A 19,382-nucleotide genomic window follows, 5' to 3' on the forward strand; every position below is an offset into this window, starting at 1 on the left:
GTCCGGGCGGCCGTAGCCGTACCGCCCGGACCGGGCGCCCCCGGATGATGAGGGAAGGTCAGGAGTTGATCTCGAACGGGTCGCCGTACACCTTCCACTTGAGCGGGGGCTCGAGCCCGAGGTTGCCCTCGTTGAGGAACTTCCGCTGCTCGGTGTCCACCCGGCTGGTGTTGCTGTGCGCCTCCTCGCTCTGCATGGCCTCCTTGCGGGCGTCCAGGAAAGCGTGGAGGTAGGTCTTCTCGTCGCCGCCCTGGGCGGGGGTCTTGGCCCGGGACATGGCGGTCTTGCGGATGCCACCGAAGCTGTACTTGCTGCTGCCGGGGCCGTGCATGACGATCGCGTCGTAGTAGATGAACTGGCCCAGCGTGCCTATTCCGTCGGCCTTGCCCTGGCTGACGGACGGGTTGAAGTAGACGCGGTCGCGCTCGTGTTCCTGGGCGTCCTGGAAGGCCTTGTCCTGGGCGGCCTTCTTCCAGTCCTTGGTGAAGTTGGGGTCGAGGCCGTCGTGGGAGTCGCTGCCGTCGACCTCGCGCAGCGCGGGCAGGTACTTGGCCAGTACGTTGCCGGGCTTGACCTGGGTGTAGTACTCGACGAGTTCGAGCATGTCGCCGGTGCCGGAGCAGAAGCCTATGATCCCGGCGGTGTAGCCGCGGCCGTCGTCTATGTCCTCGATGTACTTGAACTGGGCGCGCCAGTCGAGCGAGGAGTTCTCCGCGCTGGAGACCAGCTTCATGGCGATCTCCTTCTTGGCGGGATCGTCCAGGTTCTTCACCGCGGCCGTCCGGTGCTCGGCCTTTACGACCTGCGCGGCCTGAGCCGACGAGGGTGTGTGCTCGGCGGCCTGGCCGATTCCGACGCTGGTGAGGACGAGCGCCGCCGGAGCGGCTACGGCGGCGGCCACGAGGCCGATCCTCTTGGGCATCTGGATCTCCGTTCCGTGTCGTCTGTGGGGGAAGCGCGCACGGATCGTCATGGGGAGACGCCCTCGACGATCCGTTAGGAACCTTTCCTAATCATTCAACCGAGCATGCCATGCCCGCGACAAGAGTTAGGAACAAAGAAGACCGCGGCGGGCCGTTGAAGACCCCGAGTTGCCGACGGCCGAGTCGGCAACTCGCACCCTGGTCGCTCCCTCGCCCGACCAGCACGGCCCATCGCTCCACGACAGACCGCGTGTCCGCGACCGGATCAGCGCGGCAACCGCACCAGGAACACCGTCTCCACGTGCGGCCGGCTCGCCACGGAGACATCTCCGCCGTGGGCCCGCACGAGCTGTCTGACGATGGACAGCCCCAGCCCGCTGCCCCCCGTTCGCCTGCTGCGGGACCGTTCGGCACGCCAGAAGCGGTCGAACACCCGGGGCAGGTCCTCGTGGCGGATGCCGCTGCCCGTGTCCTTCACCTCGATGGCGACGGCGCCCGCCACGCGGCGGGCGCTGAGGGTGACGCGGCCGTCCGGCGGGGTGTGGCGTATCGCGTTGGACAGAAGGTTGCCCAGGATCTGGCGGAGGCGGACCGGGTCTGCGTGGATCGAGAGGCCGTGCGGGGCGTGGACGGCGGTCTCGACACCGCCGGCGTGTGCGGTCGCCTGGTGCGCGCTCATGGTCTGCTCGATCACTTCGCGGAGGTCCAGCTCCCGTGGACGCAGGCGCAGGGTGCCGGCGTCGGCGGCGGCGAGCACCTGAAGGTCGTCCACGATGTGCTGGAGGAGGTCCGCCTCCTCCTGCAGCGAGGTGAGGAGCGCCGAGTCGGGCTCGGCCAACCCGTCCTGTGCCGCGTCCAGCCAGCCGCGGATGTTGGTGAGGGGCGTGCGCAGTTCGTGGGCGATGTCGCTGACCATGACCCGGCGCTGCTCGTCGGTGCGTTCGCGGCGTTCCGACAGGTCGTTGAGGGCGGCGGCGAGATAGCCGGTCTCGTCCTTGGCGGTGACGGGGATACGGAGGTGCCGGCCCGAGGGGGCGCGGGCGGCGTTGGTCAGCGCGCGCAGCGGACGTACCAGCCTGATCGCGATGACGGCGGTCACGGCGATGGTCGCGGCCAGGACCAGACCGGTGCTGGCCAGGACCCTGAGGGTGCCGGCCGGTGACAGGTCGAAGACGGCGGTGGCCGCACTGGGTGGGCTGGCGACGAACAGGAGGGCCGCCGGGGCGACATACGCCGCCAACTGCTCCCGCCGGCCTTCCTCCACACAGTCGTCCACCGCGGCGGAACTCTCCGCGGAGTCGTCTCCGTCCACCTGGAAGTCCATCGTGATGGTCAGCGGTTCGGGCAGGCGTACGTGGTTGCGCTCGGCGCAGCCGCGGACGAGTCCGGTGAGTTCGGCGAGAGCTGTGGCCTCGGTCGGGGTGGGCAGGAGCAGGCCCTTGGACTCGCAGGCCGGGATGAATTCCCCCAGGGCCCTGGGCGCGCGCAGGGCGGGCCTGCCACTGGCCTCTTCGACGATTTGTGCACGTACTCCCGTCCGGCCGTAGAGGCAGCTGACCTCACCGCGGGCGATCCGTCGCAGGTTCGCCCGCTCCTCGGCGGGCAGGCGGAAGGGGCCGACGGCGCGTGGGTCGATGCGGGAGACCTGCTCCGCCCGGCCCACGCCCTGATCCGTGGACGGTGCGACGTGCAGCGGATCGATCACTGCGCTCTCGTTGAGGGGCAGCCGCTCCGCGGCCGACCGCCGCGACGCGGCGATGACCTTGCGCGCCCGCGTGGTCAGGATGATGGTGCGCCCCGTCGACCGGGAGAGATCCAGGACGGTGCGCTCGACACCGTTCCAGTCCCGGTGCGTCGCGGCGAACCCCTCCAGCGTGTCCTGGATGGTGGCGTAGTCCGCGACGACCTGGCCCCGCTCCTGCTCGATGGCGACGGTGGTGCCGCGTACCGTCAGCCAGGCCGTGGCCCCGATGGACACCAGGGAGATCAGCACGGAGGTGACCAGCAGCCGGAACAGCAGGCTGTTGCGGAACGGGACTTCAGACGTCACTGCGGCCTCGGGACAGTTTGTATCCGATGCCGTGGACGGTCAGCAGCAACTCCGGCCTGCGCGGCGAGGTCTCGATCTTCTTCCGCAGGTTCACTATGTGCATGTCCACGGTGCGTTCGGTGACGGCTCGGCCGTGGACGGTGATGCAGTGCAGCAGCTGAGCCCGTGTGAAGACCCGCTCGGGTGCGGCTGCCAAGGTGCTGAGCAGGCGGAATTCGCCGGGAGTGCAGTCCACCGGACGGCCGTTGACGGAGACCTCGTGCCGGTCCGGGGCCACGGTCAGCGGGCCGGCCTTCAGGAGCACTTCCTCCGTGTGCTCCGGATGCCGGGTGCGCCGCAGCAGGGTCCGGATGCGGGCCACCAGTTCGCGCGGCCTGTACGGCTTGGTCATGTAGTCGTCCGCCCCGATGTCCAGGCCGAGCAGCAGATCGTCCTCGGTGGAGCGGGCGGTGAGCATCAGAATGGGCATATCACCCATGGCCCGCATACGTCGGCATATCTCCAGCCCGTCCAGACCCGGCAACATCCAGTCGAGAACGAGCAGGTCGGGTGGGTGCCGGATGGCTTCCTCCAAGGCTGTCGTGCCGTCGTGCACCACGGTTACGGCGTGTCCGTCGTGCACCAGGTAACGACGGATCAGTTCTGCCTGCTTTTCGTCATCTTCGGCCACCAGTACGTACGCGGACATGGCCCGATGATAAGCCTGCGGAGCCCGTGATGAACGCCGAAAAACCTGCTTCCATTCCATGACAACTTCCTGACAAACGCATGCGGGGGTCCTGCGAGGGAAAGCGTTGACACATTTCTGACAAAGCCTTGCCACACTTCCAGGCATGCGAAACAAGAAGATCCTGTTCCTCTCCTGCGCCGCGCTGGCGGTGACGCTGATCACCGGCTGCTCCGAGGGAGACGCCGAGAGCAAGGACGACGGAGTCGTCTCCGTCCCGGAAACCGGTGGGGGCGGAAAGGGCGGGGCGACGAAGAGCCCGGTGGCCGACGATTCCGACTCCGGCCGCCCTCAGCTTCGGCTGGACACTACGGACATCGAGGAAATACGCATGTACCAGGGCTACCTGCGCTGCCTCAAGGATCACGGAGTGCCCCTTCCGCCGAAGGGGAGCAAAATGCCGGAAGCCGATCCGGGAACATTGTGGTTCCCCGGTATGGATGTAGCCAAAGAGCGTCCGGAAGCAGAAAAGGCATGCCTCGGAAAGAGGCCGCTGCCGCCCCCGGAGCTGGACCCGAAGAAAAACCCCGACTATATGGACGATTACAACAAGTGGATCGCGTGCGACAACCGCAGAGGGCTCAAGGTGAACCCCCTTCCTGACGGAGGTGGCTGGAACTACAAGGCCGGCGTGACTCAGCCCAGGAATGCCGACCAGATTGACAAGGAATGCATGATAGAGGCGTTCAGTGGTAAGTGAGCGCGACGCCGGGGACACCACGGCCCTGCGGGTGACGGTCCAGGAGGAGGCGGACCCCCGCAGGCCGACGGCGGGCCGCCGGAAGAAGAAGGCCCTTTATCTCGGCATCACCGCTGTGCTGCTCGCGGGAGGAACCGGCGCCGGTCTGCTGTGGGCCGGCCGGGGCGGGAACGGCTCCGCACCCGAATCCGGCCCGAAGATCAAACAGATCGCCGTGGTCAGAACGGACCTGTCGGGCAGCAGGGAGATGGACGGCACGCTCGGCTACGACTCCGCGCGCACGATCCGCAACGCCGGCGAAGGACGGGTGACGTGGCTTGCGAAGCGGGGTGCGACGGTCAAACGCGGCGAGCAGCTGTATCGCGTCGACGAGCGCCCCGCCGTGATCTTCTACGGCAGCACACCCTTGTACCGCAGGCTCGACACCCCCGGCAGTGTCGGCCGTGACATACGGATCGTCGCCGACAACCTCGAGGCTCTCGGCTACGACATCGGGGCGCAGCCGGCGCCGGGCACGGTCGTCCGGCAGAAGGCCCCCGCGGGCGCCCCCACCCCCGTGGCAACGGGCCCTGGCCAGGGGGAGACCACACCCCCCGCCGGCGAGTCCTCGGCTCCGGACGGCGGAGCCGGCCAGGGAAACGATGCGTCACAGGAGGTGTCACCGAGCCCAAGCCCGTCGCAGTCCACGGTCAGGGAGGGCGACGGTGTGCTCACCCGGTCCCTGATGTCCGCGATCAAGCGCTGGCAGAAGGCCGTGGGCATGGATCCGACCGGCATCCTCGACTTCTCCGACGTGGTCGTGGCGAAGTCGGCGGTGCGGGTCGCCAACGTCTCCGCCCAGCCCGGGGACGAGGCGTCGGGAGACCTGATGTCGGTGACCGCCACCACCAAGTCCGTGACCGTGCCGGTGGAGTCGCTCGACCTGGGGTCCGTCAAACCGGGCCAAAAGGTCACCGTGGTGCTGCCCGACCGTTCCACCACCCCGGGCCGGGTCGCCGCGATCAGCGCCATCGTGCAGGGAGAGCAGGACGCGTCGGGCAGTACCGGGCAGACCAAGACCAACGTCACGGTGTCGCTGGACGACCCACAGTCCGTCAAGGGCATCGACTCCGCCCCCGTACAGGCCCAGTTCCAGGGAAAGGCCAAGAAGGGCGTACTCGCCGTCCCGGTCGGCGCCCTGCTCGCCCTGCGCGAGGGAGGGTACGCGGTCCGGCTCTCCGGCGGCAGGCTCGTCCCGGTCGACACCGGCATGTTCGCCAAGGGACTGGTCGAGATCAGCGGCCAGGGCGTCAGCGAGGGCATGAAGGTGGAAACCACGGGATGACCCACGTGATCAGCGTGCACGAGGCGAGCGTGACCTATCCCCCCGAGGTGAAAGCCCTCGACCGGGTCTCCCTGTCCGTCGCGCAGGGCGAAATGCTGGCCATCGTCGGCCCTTCCGGCTCCGGCAAGTCCACGCTGCTCAACATCATGGGCACACTGGCCTCGCCCACCAGCGGCAGCGTGGTCATCGAGGGGCAGGACGTGGCGGAGTTGTCCGACCGCCAACTGTCCGCCCTGCGGGGGCGGCGCCTGGGTTTCGTCTTCCAGCACTTCCACCTGACGGACGGACTCACCGCGGCCGAGAACGTGGCGACCGGCCTGCTGTACGCCGGTGTGCCCAGGAAGTACCGGAAGAAGCTGGCCAAGGACGCCCTGGCCCGGGTCGGACTCGCCCGCCGGGCCGGCCACCTGCCGGGGCAGCTCTCCGGAGGGGAGCGCCAACGGGTCGCCATAGCCCGCGCGGTCGTCCATGAGCCGGCTCTGGTCCTCGCCGACGAGCCGACCGGCGCACTCGACACCGCCAACGGCGCGGCGGCGCTCGCCCTGTTGACCGAACTCAACGCGGCGGGCACCACGATCGCGCTCATCACCCACGACCGTGACATCGCCGACCAGTTGCCACGCAGGGTTCATATGCGTGACGGTCGCCTGGTCGCGGACACCGCACTGACTGGAAGCCCGTCATGACCGCCCCCGCCAAGCCGTCCCGCACCGCGCTGCGGCGCTCTCCCCGTCGTGCCGAAGACAAGATCAAGCCTGTACGTCTCGCCTTTCTCGACCTGTTGGGCCTCGGGCTCCTCGGCCTGCGCACCCGCAAGCTGCGCGCCGCGCTGTCGGCGCTCGGCATCTCGATCGGCGTCGCCACGATGGTGGTGGTGACGGGAATCCCGGCCTCCAGCCAGCGGGCCCTGATGGACGAGATCTCGGCGCTGGGGTCCAACATGCTGCGGGTGCAGCCGTTCACGGGACAGGGCGAGCCGGTCAGGCTGCCCGAGGAATCGGTCGACATGGTGCGCCGCATCACACCGGTCACCAAGGCGAGCGCGGTGGCCAACACCCATGCCGAGGTGCGGCGTTCCGACCTCATCGGTGAGGACGACTTCTCCGGTACGGGCCTCAGCGTGCTCGCGGCCCGACGCGACCTGCTGGGCGTGGTGGGCGGAAAGGTCTTCTCGGGAAGGTTCTTCAGCAGCACCGACGAGCAGTTCCCCACGGCCGTACTGGGCTACCGGGCCGCCGGCCAACTCGGCATCGGGGAAATCCCCGAAAACGAACCGGCTCCACAGATACAGATCAACAAGTCGTGGTTCACCGTGATCGGCATCATGCACTCCATACCGCTGGCCGACGACCTCGACAACGCCGTACTGACGGGGTGGCCGGCCGCCAAGAAGACACTGCACTTCGAGGGAAACCCCACGGTGATCTACGTCAAGGCACGGGAGGCCCATCTGGAGGACGTACGGAGCGTACTCCCCGCCACCGTGTTCCCGGAGCAGCCCGGACAGGTCCAGGTCAGCCGCCCGTCCGACGCCCTGGCGGCCAAGCGCGCCACGCAGAACACCTTCTCCTCCCTCTTCCTCGGCCTGGCCGGTGTCGCCCTGCTGGTCGGTGGGATCGGTGTGGCCAACACCATGGTCATCTCGGTCCTGGAGCGCCGGAGGGACATCGGGCTCCGCCGGGCGCTGGGCGCGACCCGCGGTCAGATACGCGTCCAGTTCCTCACCGAGTCCGTGGGACTGTCGCTGCTCGGCGCCATCACCGGAACCCTGTTCGGCGTCCTCGCCGACATCGGCTACGCGGCCTACCAGGGCTGGCCGACGGTGATCCCCCTGCTCTCGGTCACGGGCGGCTGCCTCGGCGCCGTGCTGATCGGCATGGCGGCCGGCGTCTATCCCTCGGTCCGCGCATCACGCCTTCCTCCTACGGAGGCGCTGGCGTCGACGTGAACGGCCGGCCGCGGGCGCGACCGCGCGCCGCGAGCGGTGGTACCACCCGTGGACGCGATAGCGAGCCTGGCCGGGTGATCGACAGCCGGGTGAGCGTGAGCTCAGCCCTCGCCCACAAGGTCGAGGTCGTCACGGGACGTCACCGGAGTGATCACCGGAACGGGCCACTCGCGGTTCAGCGGCAGGGACACATCCCGCCACCAGGGGTGCGTAGGGAGGTCTCCAGCGGGCTCGAAGGGCTCGCCCGGAACAGGGACGGCGACCGCCTGTCCGACCGCGCCGGCCGCGGCCAGCGTCCATTCCCCCGGCTCGGCCCAGGGATGCAACGAGAGGTTGAAAGTGCCCCAGTGGATCGGCAGCATGACCCCGCTCGGCTGGCCTTGCTGCAGGTCAAGGTGGCTCTGGACCCCCTGCGAGGGGTTCATGTGAATGTCCGGCCACGCGCCGGGCAGCGGCCTGGAATCCGCGTGGTTCGTGGGCCAGAGGTCGCTATACGCGCCGATCTGGATCATGGTCGCGTCGAACGGCCCGTGCTCCTCCCCGATCTCCGCGAAGCCGGGGAAGTATCCGGTGTCCCCGCTGTGGTAGACGCGGTGCTCCGGCCCGGCCACGACCCAGGAGGCCCACAGGGTGTGCTGGGTGTTGCGCAGCGCGCGACCGCAGAAGTGGCGGGCCGGGGTGGCGGTGAACCGCAGGCCGGCCGCCTCCGTCGACTCGCGCCAGTCCAGCTCGGTCATCCGCCGCTCGGGCACTCCCCAGCGCTCCAGGTGGGCGCCGACACCCAGCGGGACCACGAAATGCGCCTCGGAGCGCACCAGGGCGCGGATGGTCGGCATGTCCAGATGGTCGTAGTGATCGTGGGAGATCACCACCACATCGACCGGCCCCAGCTCGCGCAGCGGCACCGGCACCGAGTGGATCCGCTTGGGCCCGGCGAAGGAGAAGGGCGAGCAGCGATCGCCCCACACCGGATCGAACAGCACTCGCCGCCCGTCGATCTCCGCCAGCACGGTGGAGTGGCCCATCCAGGTCAGCCGCAGCCCGGAGGCGGGCGGCGTGGCCAGGTCGGCGAGGGTGGTGGGGTGCACCGGCACGGGCCCGGCCGGGGCCCGGCGGACGCGCTCCTCCTTGCGGAAGTAGGTGGGCAGGAACTTCAGCATGGAGCCGGACGGCGCGGTGCGGGCGGCCACGGGGTTCACGAACACGCCGTTCGCGAAGTTCGGCGACCGGCGGATGCGCTCCATGCGCTCTCCGGCCGGGTCCGCCCCGAAGGCGGCGGGGCGCAGGGCGGCGGCGAGCCGGGCACGTTTCTGGCTGGGGCCGGTCACGGCACCTCCTGAATGAGGGGCGGATGCCCCCGTACGTCTGCGGTGTGGCAGCGCGGCGGGGACCGCCGCGCTGCTCAAGGACAACTCGCGAGACCGCCGACGTTGTTCCGCTGAGCGCCGCCGATCAGCAGCTGAGGTTGGATCCGGGGGTGGTGCCCAGGATCTGGACGAACCTCTGATAGGCGTCGATCCGGCTCTGCACCTGGCCGGGGTTTCCGCCGTTGCACTCGATACTGCCGTTGATGCTGCGGATCGTCTCGCCGAAGCCCCGCTGGTTGACCATCGCGTCGTGCGGGGTCATGGTGCCGGGTCCGGTCTGGGTGTTCCAGTACCACAGGGCGGTCTTCCAGGAGACCGCCGCGTCCCGCTCGACCAGATACGGATTGTTCAGCAGGTCGATGCCGAGCGCGTCACCGGCCGCCTTGTAGTTGAAGTTCCAGCTGAGCTGGATCGGCCCGCGCCCGTAGTACGCGGACTGGCCCGCGGGGCAGCCGTAGGGCTGGTTCCAGTCGCAGTAGTGCGGGTAGTTGGACTGGTTCTGCTCCACGATGTAGACGAGGCCGCCGGTCTCGTGGCTGACGTTCGCCAGGAAGGCGGCGGCTTCCTGCTTCTTCACGGTGTCGCTGCCGGTGTTCGCGAAGCCGGGGTAGGCGCTCAGGGCGGCGGTCAGCCCCTGGTACGTGTAGAACGAGTTGCGGCCCGGGAACATCTGGTTGAACTGCGCCTCGCTCACCACGAATCCCGCCGGGTTCTGGCCTCCGGAGCCGCAGTCGTACGGCTCCCAGTACCAGGTGCTGATGATGGGGTCATAGCCCGGGTTGTCGTGTTCGGCGCGGTAGTACCTGCCATCGGTGTACTTCACGATGTCGCCCGTGGCGTACCACTTGCCGGCGACCCAGTCCGGGTAGGTGCAGGCCGCGCGGGGGGTGGTCGCCGTGGTGGCGGTCGCCGAAGCTGAGGCCATGGGCATGACAAACAGCAGGGCGCATGTCGCCGCGGCGGCGGCGAGAGCGGCCCGGAGGCGTTTTGCTATCAAGGCTCCTCCTTCAGGGGGGGCTTGAGAGTGGGGGGACCTGACACCACTCAAGCGGACTTGGTCTATACCAGTCAAGGTCTAGACCAAGCCGGGGTATGCGGGCGGCCAGTCCCGGGCCCGGCCGTCCACTCCCCGCCCCTCTCCCTCCCGGCGGAGGGCCCCTCCCGGCGGAGGACCCCGTCAGGTCTGGCGCTCCGGGGCGTACCCGTCGGCATCCAGGCCGAAGGTCCACGCGACGCCCTCACGGGCGGTGGTGGTGCGCGGCGGCACGCGCAGCCAGTACGTGCGATGCGTCCCGTCCGGCTCCGGCGTGGAGTTGACCACCTCGACCATGACCACCGGCTCGTCACCGGCCATCTCGATGCGCCACAGCACGCCGGTCTCGTCGCGGTGCACCGGCTTCGCCCCGGACTCCGTGAGATAGCGGTCGTAGCCGTAGTGCTCCAGCATGACGCGGCGCAGCTCCGCGTTCTCCTCGGTGCGGATGCGCTCTGCGGTCAGCTCGGACAGCTGCCCGAGGAAGTCCGCGGGCACCGGCATGCCCCGCCACGCGTACAGCGCGAAACCGTCGGGGTAGTCCAGCGCGGGCCCGGTGCCGCTGTCGAGGCGGCCCGCCTCGTCGCGGTGCAGCGTGACCGGGCGCTCGGCGATGACCACGGCCTTCTCGTACGGCCACCACCACCCCGCGGACCGCGCCACCGCGGCCGGGCCGGCGAGCTCACCGGCGTCTCCCTCCGCGACTACCGCCGCCAGCCACGGCGCGTCGTGCTGGCCGAGCACCGCGTCCAGCATGGCCAGCCGGACGGCGGATTCCCGGTCCCGGTCCGACTGCGCGTCCAATGCCTCGACGACTCCGGTGCGGATGCGCTCGGTGAGGGAGCGGGTGACCTCCCACAGCGCCGCGCCCGTCAGGGCCCAGCGCTCGGCCCAGCCCGTGCTGCCGAGCGTGTCGTGCAGCCGCTGTCGCGCGGCAGCCCACGGAAGGGTGCGCACCGCCTCCCGGACACAGGCACCCGCCGCGCCCGCCTCCGGCTCGACCCCCGCGGCGCGCAGCGCGCCGGCCGCCCGGTCGGCGATCTCCCGCGGCAGCTCGCCGCCCTGGCCGGTCAGCAGCATCGCCGCCGCCGTGCCCGCCAGCGGGGAGTCGACCCATACGATCCGCTCCGGGCGCGCGATCCCGGCCGCCTCGTAGGCCAGCCGCACCCCCTCCTCGGCGGCCTCGCGGTCGGCCCGGCCCGTGGCCGCGGCCACCGCCCGCCACCGCTCGACCAGGCTCAGCGCCGCGGTGTCCGCACCCGCGCTGCCCGGACCCGCGACGTCCGCTGCCGTCGTCATCGAGCTCATGGTTTCCGTCTCCCGTTTCCCAGTCCCGGTTCTCAGTTCTCAGTTCTCGGTGCTCAGTTCTCGGTGCTCAGTTCTCAGTCCGCCACCACGCGCACGGCGCCCGGCGCGTACTCCCGCTGCCGCACCACGCGGTACCACCCCTTGGGCAGCGGTATCGCCGCGTGTTCCTCGTGCACCACCCGCCCGCCGTCCGGCAGATGCAGATACGACACGCCGAACGGCCCCGACTCGCGCACCAGCGTGCCCGGCCCGACCACGGCATGGGCGTGTCCGGTCACCTCGCCCAGCGCCAGCACCAGCCGCCCCCGCGAGTCCCGCGGCTGCCGCGGCAGCGCTTCGGTGTTCGGCGGCAGCGCCTCCTCGGCCACCGGCACGATCAGAACATCTCCCTGTCGGTACATGCGCTTCTCCCTTTCCACGGCACAGCGGCGCCGGGGCCCACCGCTCGTGCGGGGCCCGTCGACATCAACGACGTTAGGCGCAGGGTCTGACAACGCGGAGGGGCCGACAACGCTTCGACAATGCCCGCCGCACCCGCTGTCGGTGGGGCTTGGTAGAACTCTTCGCACGCCGTTCGGAAACGGGCACGCCCACGCGAAGCATCAGGAGACCTCCCGGCATGGACCACGACGAGACCACCGACGAACTGCACGGCCTCCCGGCCTTCGACTTCCCAGCGCGCCGCGACGGCGCGCGGGAACTCCCCGGGCCGGAGACCGTGGCATGGCGGATCTCCCACGACCCGTACCGCGCCTCGGGCGACTCGGACCCGGACATCGACATCGCGGCCCGCTTCCAGCGGTTCCTGGACACGGTGGACACCGCCCGCGTACGGGCGCTGATCTTCGGCATATGGGGCGCGGCGTACGAGGACGACTCCAGCGTGGTCATCGAGCCGCTGGTCGCCGCCAAGGACCGATTCCCCGCCCTCGAAGCGGTCTTCATCGGGGACATCGAGGCAGAGCAGTCCGAGATCTCCTGGATCGAGCAGTCCGATGTCGCCCGGGTCCTCGACGCCTTCCCCGGACTGCGGGAGCTGAAGATCCGCGGCGGTACGAAGCTGCAGTTCCCCGCCGTCAAGCACGAGCGCCTGCACACGCTCCGCTTCGAGAGCGGCGGGCTGCCGGGCGAGGTGGTGCGCGGCGTCTGCGACAGCGAACTGCCCGCGCTGGAGCGGCTGGAGATGTGGCTGGGGGTGGAGGAGTACGGGGGCGACTCGACCGTCGCGGACCTGGCCGGGCTGCTCTCGGGCGGCCGCTTCCCCGCGCTGCGCCACCTGGGGCTGCAGAACAGCGAGATCCAGGACGAGATAGCCACAGCCGTCGCCGCCGCCCCCATCGTCGCCCAGCTCGCCTCCCTCAACCTGTCCATGGGCATCTTGACCGACGCGGGCGCCGAGGCGCTGCTCGAAGGCCAGCCGCTGACCCACCTCAAGACACTCGACCTGAACCACAACTTCTTCTCCGAGGCGATGGAGCAGCGGCTGCGCGACGCCCTGGAGCCCTCCGGGGTGCGGCTCGACCTCTCCGAGAAGGGCGACGAGGACGACGACGGAGAGGGCGAGGTGTGGCGTTACACCGCGGTCGCCGAATGACGACCCCCTTACCCAAGCCCTCGACAGCCACGCACCACGACGACCGAAAGGACCGCACCTCCTCATGATCAGCGATCTCCTGGAGTCCTTCGCGGGTCTCCCCGTCACCGACTTCGCCGAATGCGGGACCGACGCGACCGACCTGCCGCCCGCCGACGCCGTCGCCTGGCGGCTGGCCAGCGACTTCGACGAGGAGCGGACCTTCGAGCAGCTGTGGCGGGAGTTCCTGGAGAGGGTCCCGGCGGACCGGATCCGTGCGATCGTCATCGGCGCCTGGTGGGGCGACGGGGAATACGACAACGTGCGGCCGGTGATCGACCTGCTGACGGAGTCGGCCGGGCGGCTGCCGGCGCTGCGGTCGCTGTTCATCGGCGACGTGACGAGCGAGCAGTGCGAGCTGTCCTGGCTGGAGATGACCGATGTCACGCCGGTGGTCGAGGCGTACCCGATGCTCGAGGAGTTCGTGGTGCGCGGCTGCGGCTACGGGGGACCCGATGAGTCGCTGGCGTTCCGCCCCGTGCGCCATGAGCGGCTGCGGACGCTGCGGTTCGAGTCCGGCGGTCTGCCCGCGAGTGTCGTACAGGCCGTCTGCGACAGCGAGCTCCCCCGCCTGGAACACCTCGCGCTGTGGCTGGGGGTCGACCAGTACGGCGGCGACGCCACCATCGCCGACCTCGCCCCGCTGCTGGCCGGCGGCCGCTTCCCCGCGCTGCGCCATCTGGGCCTGCAGAACAGCGAGATCCAGGACGAGATAGCCGCCGCCGTCTCCGCCGCCCCCGTCGTCGCCCAGCTCGCCTCCCTCGACCTGTCCATGGGCACGCTGACCGACACGGGGGCCGAGGCCCTGCTCGGCGGTCAGCCGCTGACCCATCTCATGCTGCTCGACCTCCACCACCACTACCTGAGCGAGAAGCTGGCGCAGCGGATGCGCGACGAACTGGAGCCGCGCGGGGTCGAGGTGGACCTCTCGGAGCAGCAACAGGCACAGAGGTGGGACTGGGACGAGAGCGACGAGGAGCACCGCTATGTCGCCGTCTCCGAATGAGGTGCGCCATGACGTGCGCTTCGCCGTAGTCGGCAACCCCGGTGGCCGCCGGGTGGAGATGTTCACGGACGCCGTGCTGGCGGCGGGCCTGCCCGCGCCCCGGGTGCTGCCCTGGCGCGAGGTGCTGTACGACGGCCGGCCCCGGTTCGAGCCGGGCGAGACGGTGCGGCTGGACTCCCCGGGCGAGGACGAGGACGTCGAGCTGCTGCTGCGCGGCGCCGACGACCCGACCCGCGTCGAGGGCACCGCCCACTGGTACACCCGGTTCACCGGCGCGGCGCGCCAGGTCGCCGAGGCGGCCCGTACGGCGGACGCGGCGGTGCTGGACGACCCGGACGAGTTGGCCGTCATGTTCGACAAGCGGCTGTGCCACGGTGTGTTGAGCGAGGCCGGGGTCGCGGTGCCGCCGTCGCCGACCTCCGGGCCCAAGGCGCCGCCCGTCCGCGGCTGGGAGGACGTACGGGCGCTGCTGGCGGGCTCCGGCGGGCTGCGCCGCGCCTTTGTGAAGCTCGCGCACGGCTCGTCCGCCTCCGGGGTGCTCGCCGTCGAATGGGGCGCCCACGGCCGGGTGCGCGCCGCGACCTCGGTCGAGCGTACGGCCGACGGGCAGCTGTTCAACTCCCTGCGGGTGCGCCGGTACGAGACGGAGGCGGAGATCGCCGCCATCGTCGACACGCTGGCCCCCGACGGGCTGCACATCGAGCGCTGGGTGCCCAAGGCGGCGCAGCACGGCCGCGCCGCCGACCTGCGCGTGGTGGTGGTCGACGGGCGGGCCACCCATGCCGTGGTGCGCACCAGCCGCTCCCCCATGACCAATCTCCACCTCGGCGGCATCCGCGGCGATCTGGCCGCCGCGCGCGCCGCGGCGGAGGCGGCCGGGGTGCCCTGGGACGAGGTGCTGGACCTGGCGGAGCGGGCCGCGGCCTGCTTCCCCGGCACCCTGTGTGTCGGCGTCGATCTGCTGCCGGGCACCGGATGGCGGCGCTTCTCGGTCGGCGAGGTCAACGCGTTCGGCGATCTGCTGCCCCGGCTGACCGGTCTGCCCGGCAGCGGCGCGGAGGGCCTGGACACGTACGGCGCGCAGGTCGCGGCCGTACTGCGGCGGCGCAAGCCCCCGGCGAGAGAGGCGGCAGAAGGGCTGGGCCGAGAGGCGGCAGGCGAAGTGGTGAGAGGAGGCAGCGTCGATGCCCTTGGCTGAGCCGGATATGAACGAGGTCGTGGGCAGCCACGATCTGCTGCTGGTCACCTTGGACACGCTGCGCTACGACGTGGCGGCCGAGCTGGCCGCCGAGGGCCGGATCCCCCATCTCGCGAGCCGGCTCCCCGGCGGGGTGTGGGACAAGCGGCATGCGCCCGGCAGCTTCACCTACGCCTCGCATCAGGCGATGTTCGCCGGGTTCCTGCCCACACCGGCCACGCCGGGCCCGCACCGGCGGCTGTTCGCCGCCCGCTTCGCGGGCAGCGAGACCACCGCCGACGGGACCTTTGTCTTCGACACCCCGGACCTGGTGTCCGGGCTCGCGGCCGCCGGGTACCACACGGTGTGCGTGGGCGGGGTGGGGTTCTTCAACAAGCGGGGCCCGCTGGGCTCGGTGCTCCCCGGCCTCTTCCAGGAGAGCCACTGGGAGCCGGAGTTCGGCGTTCCGTCCCCCACCTCCTTCGAGGCGCAGGTGGCGTGCGCCGAGAAGGTCATCGCCGGGCTGCCGCCGGACCGGCGGCTGTTCCTCTTCGTCAACGTATCGGCGCTGCACCAGCCCAACTGGTTCCATCTGCCCGGCGCGACCCGCGAGGCAGGCGATTCGCGCGCCACCCACGCCGCCGCGCTGGAGTACGTCGACCGGCACATCGGCCGGCTGTTCTCCGCGCTGGGCGACCGCGGCCCCGGCTTCGCGATCGTCTGCTCCGACCACGGCACCGCGTACGGGGACGACGGCTATACGGGCCACCGGCTCGGCCATGAAGTCGTCTGGACCGTGCCGTACACCCACTTCTTCCTCGAGGCCTCATGACCACCAGCACCACCGCCACTACCGTCCCCATCGCCCCCGCTGTCCGCCCGTACCAGTCGTACGTCTACGCGTACCCGCACAAGACCGCCTACCGCCCGCTGAATCCGCGCCCCGCCCTGAGCGACCTGTGGGCAGCCGAGCCCAAGGACTCGCTGTCGCTGTATGCGCACATCCCCTTCTGCGAGGTGCGCTGCGGCTTCTGCAATCTCTTCACCCGCGTCGGCGCCCCCGAGGGGCTGGTGAGCGCCTATCTGGACGCCCTGGAGCGGCAGGCGGACGCGGTCCGCGATGCGCTCGGGGACGGGGCCCGGTTCGCCACGGCCGCGTTCGGCGGCGGCACCCCGACCTTCCTGGAGGCGGCGGAGCTGGAGCGGCTGTGCGATATCGCGAGCCGGCGCATGGGGGCCGATCTGGCGGCCGTTCCGCTCTCGGTCGAGGCATCCCCCGCCACCGCCACCGCGGACCGGCTGGCCGTGCTGGCCGAGCGCGGCACCACCCGGCTGAGCCTGGGGGTACAGAGCTTCGTGGACGCCGAGGCGCGCTCGGCGGTGCGGCCGCAGCGCCGGGAGGACGTCGAGGCGGCGCTGGGGCGGATCCGCGAGGCCGGTATCCCCGTGCTCAACATCGACCTGATCTACGGCATCGACGGGCAGACCGAGCGGAGTTGGCGGCAGTCGCTGGACGCAGCCCTGGCCTGGCACCCCGAGGAGCTGTATCTGTATCCGCTGTATGTGCGCCCGCTGACGGGTCTGGGGCGGCGCGACGCGGCGGCCACGGACGCGGAGTGGGACGCCCAGCGGCTGCGGCTCTACCGGGCGGGCCGGGACCATCTGCTCGCCCAAGGCTATGAGCAGGTGTCGATGCGCATGTTCCGCCGCCGGGACACGCCCGGGACCGGCAGGGAGCCATGCGGCGGGGACGACTACGCCTGCCAGACCGATGGCATGGTCGGTCTTGGCTGCGGCGCCCGCTCGTATACCTCGGCGCTGCACTACTCGTTCGACTACGCGGTGGACATGCGAGAGATCCGCGGCATCATCGACGACTACACGGCGCGGCCCGCGGCCGACTTCGCGCGCGCCGAGGTGGGCCGGGCGATGACCGCCGACGAGGCCCGGCGGCGTCACCTCCTGCAGTCGGTGCTCCAGGCGGAGGGTATGCCGGTGGCCGGCTACCGGGCCCGGTTCGGCACCGACCCGGCCGAGGACTTCTCCACCGAGCTGGCGCGGTTCGCCGAGCGCGGCTGGCTGGATCCGGACGCCGCGCCCGAGCTGCTGCGGCTCTCCCCCGAGGGTCTTGCGCACTCCGACGCGCTCGGGCCCGAGCTGTTCTCCCCCGCGGTGCGCGCCGCCATGGCCGATTACGACCTGAAGTGAGGCGGGCGGCGTGGACCTGACGATCCTCTACCGAGGCCCGCTGGCCTCGTGCGACTACGACTGCCCGTACTGCCCGTTCGCCAAGCGGCGCGACACCCCGGAGCAACTGCGCGCCGACCGGGCCGCCCTGGAGCGCTTCACCGCTTGGGCCGCGGCGAACACGGGCGACCGGCTGTCGGTGCTGTTCACCCCGTGGGGCGAGGGCCTGGTGCGCTCCTGGTACCGCCGGGCGCTGACCGAGCTCAGCCGGCTGCCGCATATCGCGCGGGTGGCGATCCAGACGAATCTGAGCTGCCGTACGGGCTGGATGGCGGACGCCGATCTGGACACCCTGGCCCTGTGGTGCACCTTCCACCCGGGCCAGACGCCGTACGACCGGTTTCTGGCCAAGAGCCGTGAGCTGGCGGCGCTCGGGGTGCGCCACAGCGTCGGCATCGTCGGCCTGCCCGAGCATCTGGAGCCCGCCCGGCAGTTGCGCGCCGATCTGCCCGCACAGGTCTATCTGTGGGTCAACGCCGCCGAGGGGCGCAGCTATACGGACGAGGAAGCGGCCCAGTGGACCGCGCTCGACCCGCTGTTCGGCTACAGCCGCCATCCGCACCAAAGCGCCGGTCTGCCATGCCGGACCGGCGCTTCGGTGATCTCGGTGGACGGCGACGGCACGGTGCGCCGCTGCCATTTCGTCCGTACGGATCTTGGCAACCTCTACGACGGCTCGTACCGCGCGGCCCTCGCGCCCCGCCCCTGCCCGCTCGCCGTCTGCGACTGCCACATCGGCTATGTGCACCTGGAGTCGCTGCCGCTGTACGACGTGTTCGCGGGCGGGGTGCTGGAGCGGATTCCGGCCGCCGTCGGCACGGGCTCAGGACTTTCGCCCCACCCCGCCGTACACGCCGACGTCAGCCCGCTTCCCCTGCTTCGGTAAGAGGCCGTCCGGCCGCCATGCCGGCACCTGGACCAGCCCCGGCTCCAGCAGCGGAAACCCGTCGAAGAACGGCAGGATCTCGGCGTGGCCGCGCAGGCTGAGGCTGGCCGCGGACTTCCGGTACACCTCCGCGGCGATGTCGGCTCGGTCGGTGAAGTCCAGGGTGCCGTGGCTGATCACCAGACAGCTGCCCGGAACCAACCGTTCGGTGAGGGTCGCGAGGATCCCGACCGGGTCCTCCTCGTCCTTGACGAAGTGCAACACCGCGACCAGCAGCAGCGCCACCGGCTTGCTGAAGTCGATGAACTCCCGTACCGCGGACCGGTCAAGCAACTCGGCGGGCTTGCGCACATCCCCCAGTGCGAAGCTCGTGCCGCCCGCGTTCGTCAGCTTGGCGCCGGCGTGCGTGGCGACGATCGGATCGTTGTCGATATAGACCACCCGGGTTTCCGGCGCGATCTCCCGGGCAACCTCATGGGTGTTCGGCGACGTCGGGATTCCGGTCCCGATGTCGATGATCTGCCGTATCCCGTCCCCGACGACGGTGCGCACGGCCCGGAGCAGAAACTCCCGGTTGGCGCGGGCGGTGGCGCGGACGGTCGGTGTCGCTTCGAGAATGCGGTCGGCCGCCCTGCGGTCGACCTCGTAGTTGTCCCAGCCCCCGAGGTAGTAGTCGTACATGCGGGCCGGATGAGGCGTACTGGTGTCTATCTCCTGCACGGAGAATCCTTGGTCGGTCACACCGTTCTCCATTTTTTTGCGGTTACCGCGGTCACTCCCCTGTGACCCGTGGCTGCGTCAGGCGAGCAGGAAGTCCGCTTCGCCGGCCTTCGCACCCTGGATGAACCGCTTCATCTCCAGATGCGTGTAGATGAGGGCAGGTCCGTCGGGATCCGTGGACTGGCGCAGCGCCACTCGCCCGTCCTTCAGCCTCATCGCCTCGACGCAACTTCCCCCGTTGCCACCGCTCCATGGCTTGTGCCAGCCCTCGGTACCGAGGTCGGTCGCCGGCATTCCGCTGTAGACGCGGTCCGTGCAGATGCGATCCATCGA

General features: G+C 70.5%; 19 protein-coding genes. 10 read left to right on the forward strand and 9 right to left on the reverse strand.

Annotation, left to right across the window (positions count from 1 at the left end; translation table 11 throughout):
* Positions 1-58 precede the first annotated feature (58 nt).
* The 3 genes from ACFV2X_RS52065 to ACFV2X_RS52075 all read right to left on the reverse strand — a co-directional run bounded on the left by ACFV2X_RS52065 (position 59) and on the right by ACFV2X_RS52075 (position 3,661).
* Positions 59-922 carry a chitosanase gene (locus ACFV2X_RS52065; RefSeq protein ID WP_385630504.1) on the reverse strand — a complete coding sequence of 288 codons (864 nt, stop codon included), beginning with the start codon at positions 920-922 and terminating at the stop codon, positions 59-61.
* A 266-nt stretch (positions 923-1,188) separates the two neighbouring features.
* Complete coding sequence (locus ACFV2X_RS52070) at positions 1,189-2,973, reverse strand: sensor histidine kinase (RefSeq protein ID WP_385630505.1); 1,785 nt, start codon at positions 2,971-2,973, stop codon at positions 1,189-1,191.
* Positions 2,963-3,661 carry a response regulator transcription factor gene (locus ACFV2X_RS52075; RefSeq protein ID WP_385630507.1) on the reverse strand — a complete coding sequence of 233 codons (699 nt, stop codon included), beginning with the start codon at positions 3,659-3,661 and terminating at the stop codon, positions 2,963-2,965. The genes ACFV2X_RS52070 and ACFV2X_RS52075 overlap by 11 nt, the downstream gene beginning before the upstream one ends.
* Positions 3,662-3,806: 145 nt before the next feature.
* Between ACFV2X_RS52075 and ACFV2X_RS52080 the strand changes: the two genes are divergently transcribed.
* The 4 genes from ACFV2X_RS52080 to ACFV2X_RS52095 are packed head-to-tail and all read left to right on the forward strand — an operon-like array spanning position 3,807 to position 7,672.
* Complete coding sequence (locus ACFV2X_RS52080; protein WP_385630510.1) at positions 3,807-4,400, forward strand: hypothetical protein; 594 nt, start codon at positions 3,807-3,809, stop codon at positions 4,398-4,400.
* Entirely contained in the window at positions 4,390-5,724 is a 1,335-nt protein-coding gene (locus ACFV2X_RS52085) for a peptidoglycan-binding protein (RefSeq protein WP_385630512.1), read from the forward strand. Before ACFV2X_RS52080 ends, ACFV2X_RS52085 begins: the two co-directional genes overlap by 11 nt.
* Complete coding sequence (locus tag ACFV2X_RS52090) at positions 5,721-6,410, forward strand: ABC transporter ATP-binding protein (RefSeq protein ID WP_385630515.1); 690 nt, start codon at positions 5,721-5,723, stop codon at positions 6,408-6,410. Before ACFV2X_RS52085 ends, ACFV2X_RS52090 begins: the two co-directional genes overlap by 4 nt.
* Positions 6,407-7,672, forward strand: coding sequence for an ABC transporter permease (locus tag ACFV2X_RS52095; RefSeq protein WP_385630517.1), 1,266 nt, complete (start codon positions 6,407-6,409; stop codon positions 7,670-7,672). The genes ACFV2X_RS52090 and ACFV2X_RS52095 overlap by 4 nt, the downstream gene beginning before the upstream one ends.
* Positions 7,673-7,773: 101 nt before the next feature.
* Here the strand turns inward: ACFV2X_RS52095 and ACFV2X_RS52100 are convergent, their stop codons facing one another.
* The 4 genes from ACFV2X_RS52100 to ACFV2X_RS52115 all read right to left on the reverse strand — a co-directional run bounded on the left by ACFV2X_RS52100 (position 7,774) and on the right by ACFV2X_RS52115 (position 11,781).
* Entirely contained in the window at positions 7,774-9,000 is a 1,227-nt protein-coding gene (locus ACFV2X_RS52100; RefSeq protein ID WP_385630520.1) for an MBL fold metallo-hydrolase, read from the reverse strand.
* Between the two features lie 124 nt (positions 9,001-9,124).
* Positions 9,125-10,036 (reverse strand): glycoside hydrolase family 19 protein, encoded by a 912-nt coding sequence (locus ACFV2X_RS52105; RefSeq protein WP_385630522.1) that lies wholly within the window; start codon positions 10,034-10,036, stop codon positions 9,125-9,127.
* 180 nt (positions 10,037-10,216) lie between these two features.
* Positions 10,217-11,314, reverse strand: coding sequence for a DUF6745 domain-containing protein (locus ACFV2X_RS52110; RefSeq protein ID WP_385630554.1), 1,098 nt, complete (start codon positions 11,312-11,314; stop codon positions 10,217-10,219).
* A 140-nt stretch (positions 11,315-11,454) separates the two neighbouring features.
* Complete coding sequence (locus tag ACFV2X_RS52115) at positions 11,455-11,781, reverse strand: hypothetical protein (protein WP_089510508.1); 327 nt, start codon at positions 11,779-11,781, stop codon at positions 11,455-11,457.
* Between the two features lie 218 nt (positions 11,782-11,999).
* Here ACFV2X_RS52115 and ACFV2X_RS52120 point away from each other — a divergent pair, with 218 nt between their 5' ends.
* The 6 genes from ACFV2X_RS52120 to ACFV2X_RS52145 all read left to right on the forward strand — a co-directional run bounded on the left by ACFV2X_RS52120 (position 12,000) and on the right by ACFV2X_RS52145 (position 18,329).
* Positions 12,000-12,974, forward strand: a complete 975-nt coding sequence (locus tag ACFV2X_RS52120) for an STM4015 family protein (RefSeq protein WP_385630525.1) — start codon at positions 12,000-12,002, stop codon at positions 12,972-12,974.
* Between the two features lie 64 nt (positions 12,975-13,038).
* Positions 13,039-14,019, forward strand: a complete 981-nt coding sequence (locus ACFV2X_RS52125) for an STM4015 family protein (RefSeq protein WP_385630528.1) — start codon at positions 13,039-13,041, stop codon at positions 14,017-14,019.
* A complete protein-coding gene (locus ACFV2X_RS52130; RefSeq protein WP_385630530.1) occupies positions 14,000-15,217 on the forward strand; it encodes an STM4014 family protein in 1,218 nt (405 codons plus the stop codon). The genes ACFV2X_RS52125 and ACFV2X_RS52130 overlap by 20 nt, the downstream gene beginning before the upstream one ends.
* Positions 15,218-15,224: 7 nt before the next feature.
* Positions 15,225-16,028 carry an STM4013/SEN3800 family hydrolase gene (locus ACFV2X_RS52135; RefSeq protein WP_385630555.1) on the forward strand — a complete coding sequence of 268 codons (804 nt, stop codon included), beginning with the start codon at positions 15,225-15,227 and terminating at the stop codon, positions 16,026-16,028.
* The gene (locus tag ACFV2X_RS52140) at positions 16,025-17,404 is read left to right on the forward strand and encodes an STM4012 family radical SAM protein (protein ID WP_385630532.1); all 1,380 of its coding nucleotides are present in this window, start codon (positions 16,025-16,027) and stop codon (positions 17,402-17,404) included. Before ACFV2X_RS52135 ends, ACFV2X_RS52140 begins: the two co-directional genes overlap by 4 nt.
* 10 nt (positions 17,405-17,414) lie before the next feature.
* Positions 17,415-18,329, forward strand: coding sequence for an STM4011 family radical SAM protein (locus ACFV2X_RS52145; RefSeq protein WP_385630534.1), 915 nt, complete (start codon positions 17,415-17,417; stop codon positions 18,327-18,329).
* Here the strand turns inward: ACFV2X_RS52145 and ACFV2X_RS52150 are convergent.
* Positions 18,267-19,082, reverse strand: coding sequence for an SAM-dependent methyltransferase (locus tag ACFV2X_RS52150; RefSeq protein WP_385630535.1), 816 nt, complete (start codon positions 19,080-19,082; stop codon positions 18,267-18,269). The two genes, ACFV2X_RS52145 and ACFV2X_RS52150, sit on opposite strands and share 63 nt — an antisense overlap.
* 45 nt (positions 19,083-19,127) lie before the next feature.
* The gene (locus ACFV2X_RS52155; RefSeq protein ID WP_014175173.1) at positions 19,128-19,379 is read right to left on the reverse strand and encodes a DUF397 domain-containing protein; all 252 of its coding nucleotides are present in this window, start codon (positions 19,377-19,379) and stop codon (positions 19,128-19,130) included.
* Positions 19,380-19,382: the final 3 nt, after the last annotated feature.

It is taken from the genome of Streptomyces sp. NPDC059679 (assembly GCF_042734105.1).
Lineage (GTDB): Bacteria > Actinomycetota > Actinomycetes > Streptomycetales > Streptomycetaceae > Streptomyces.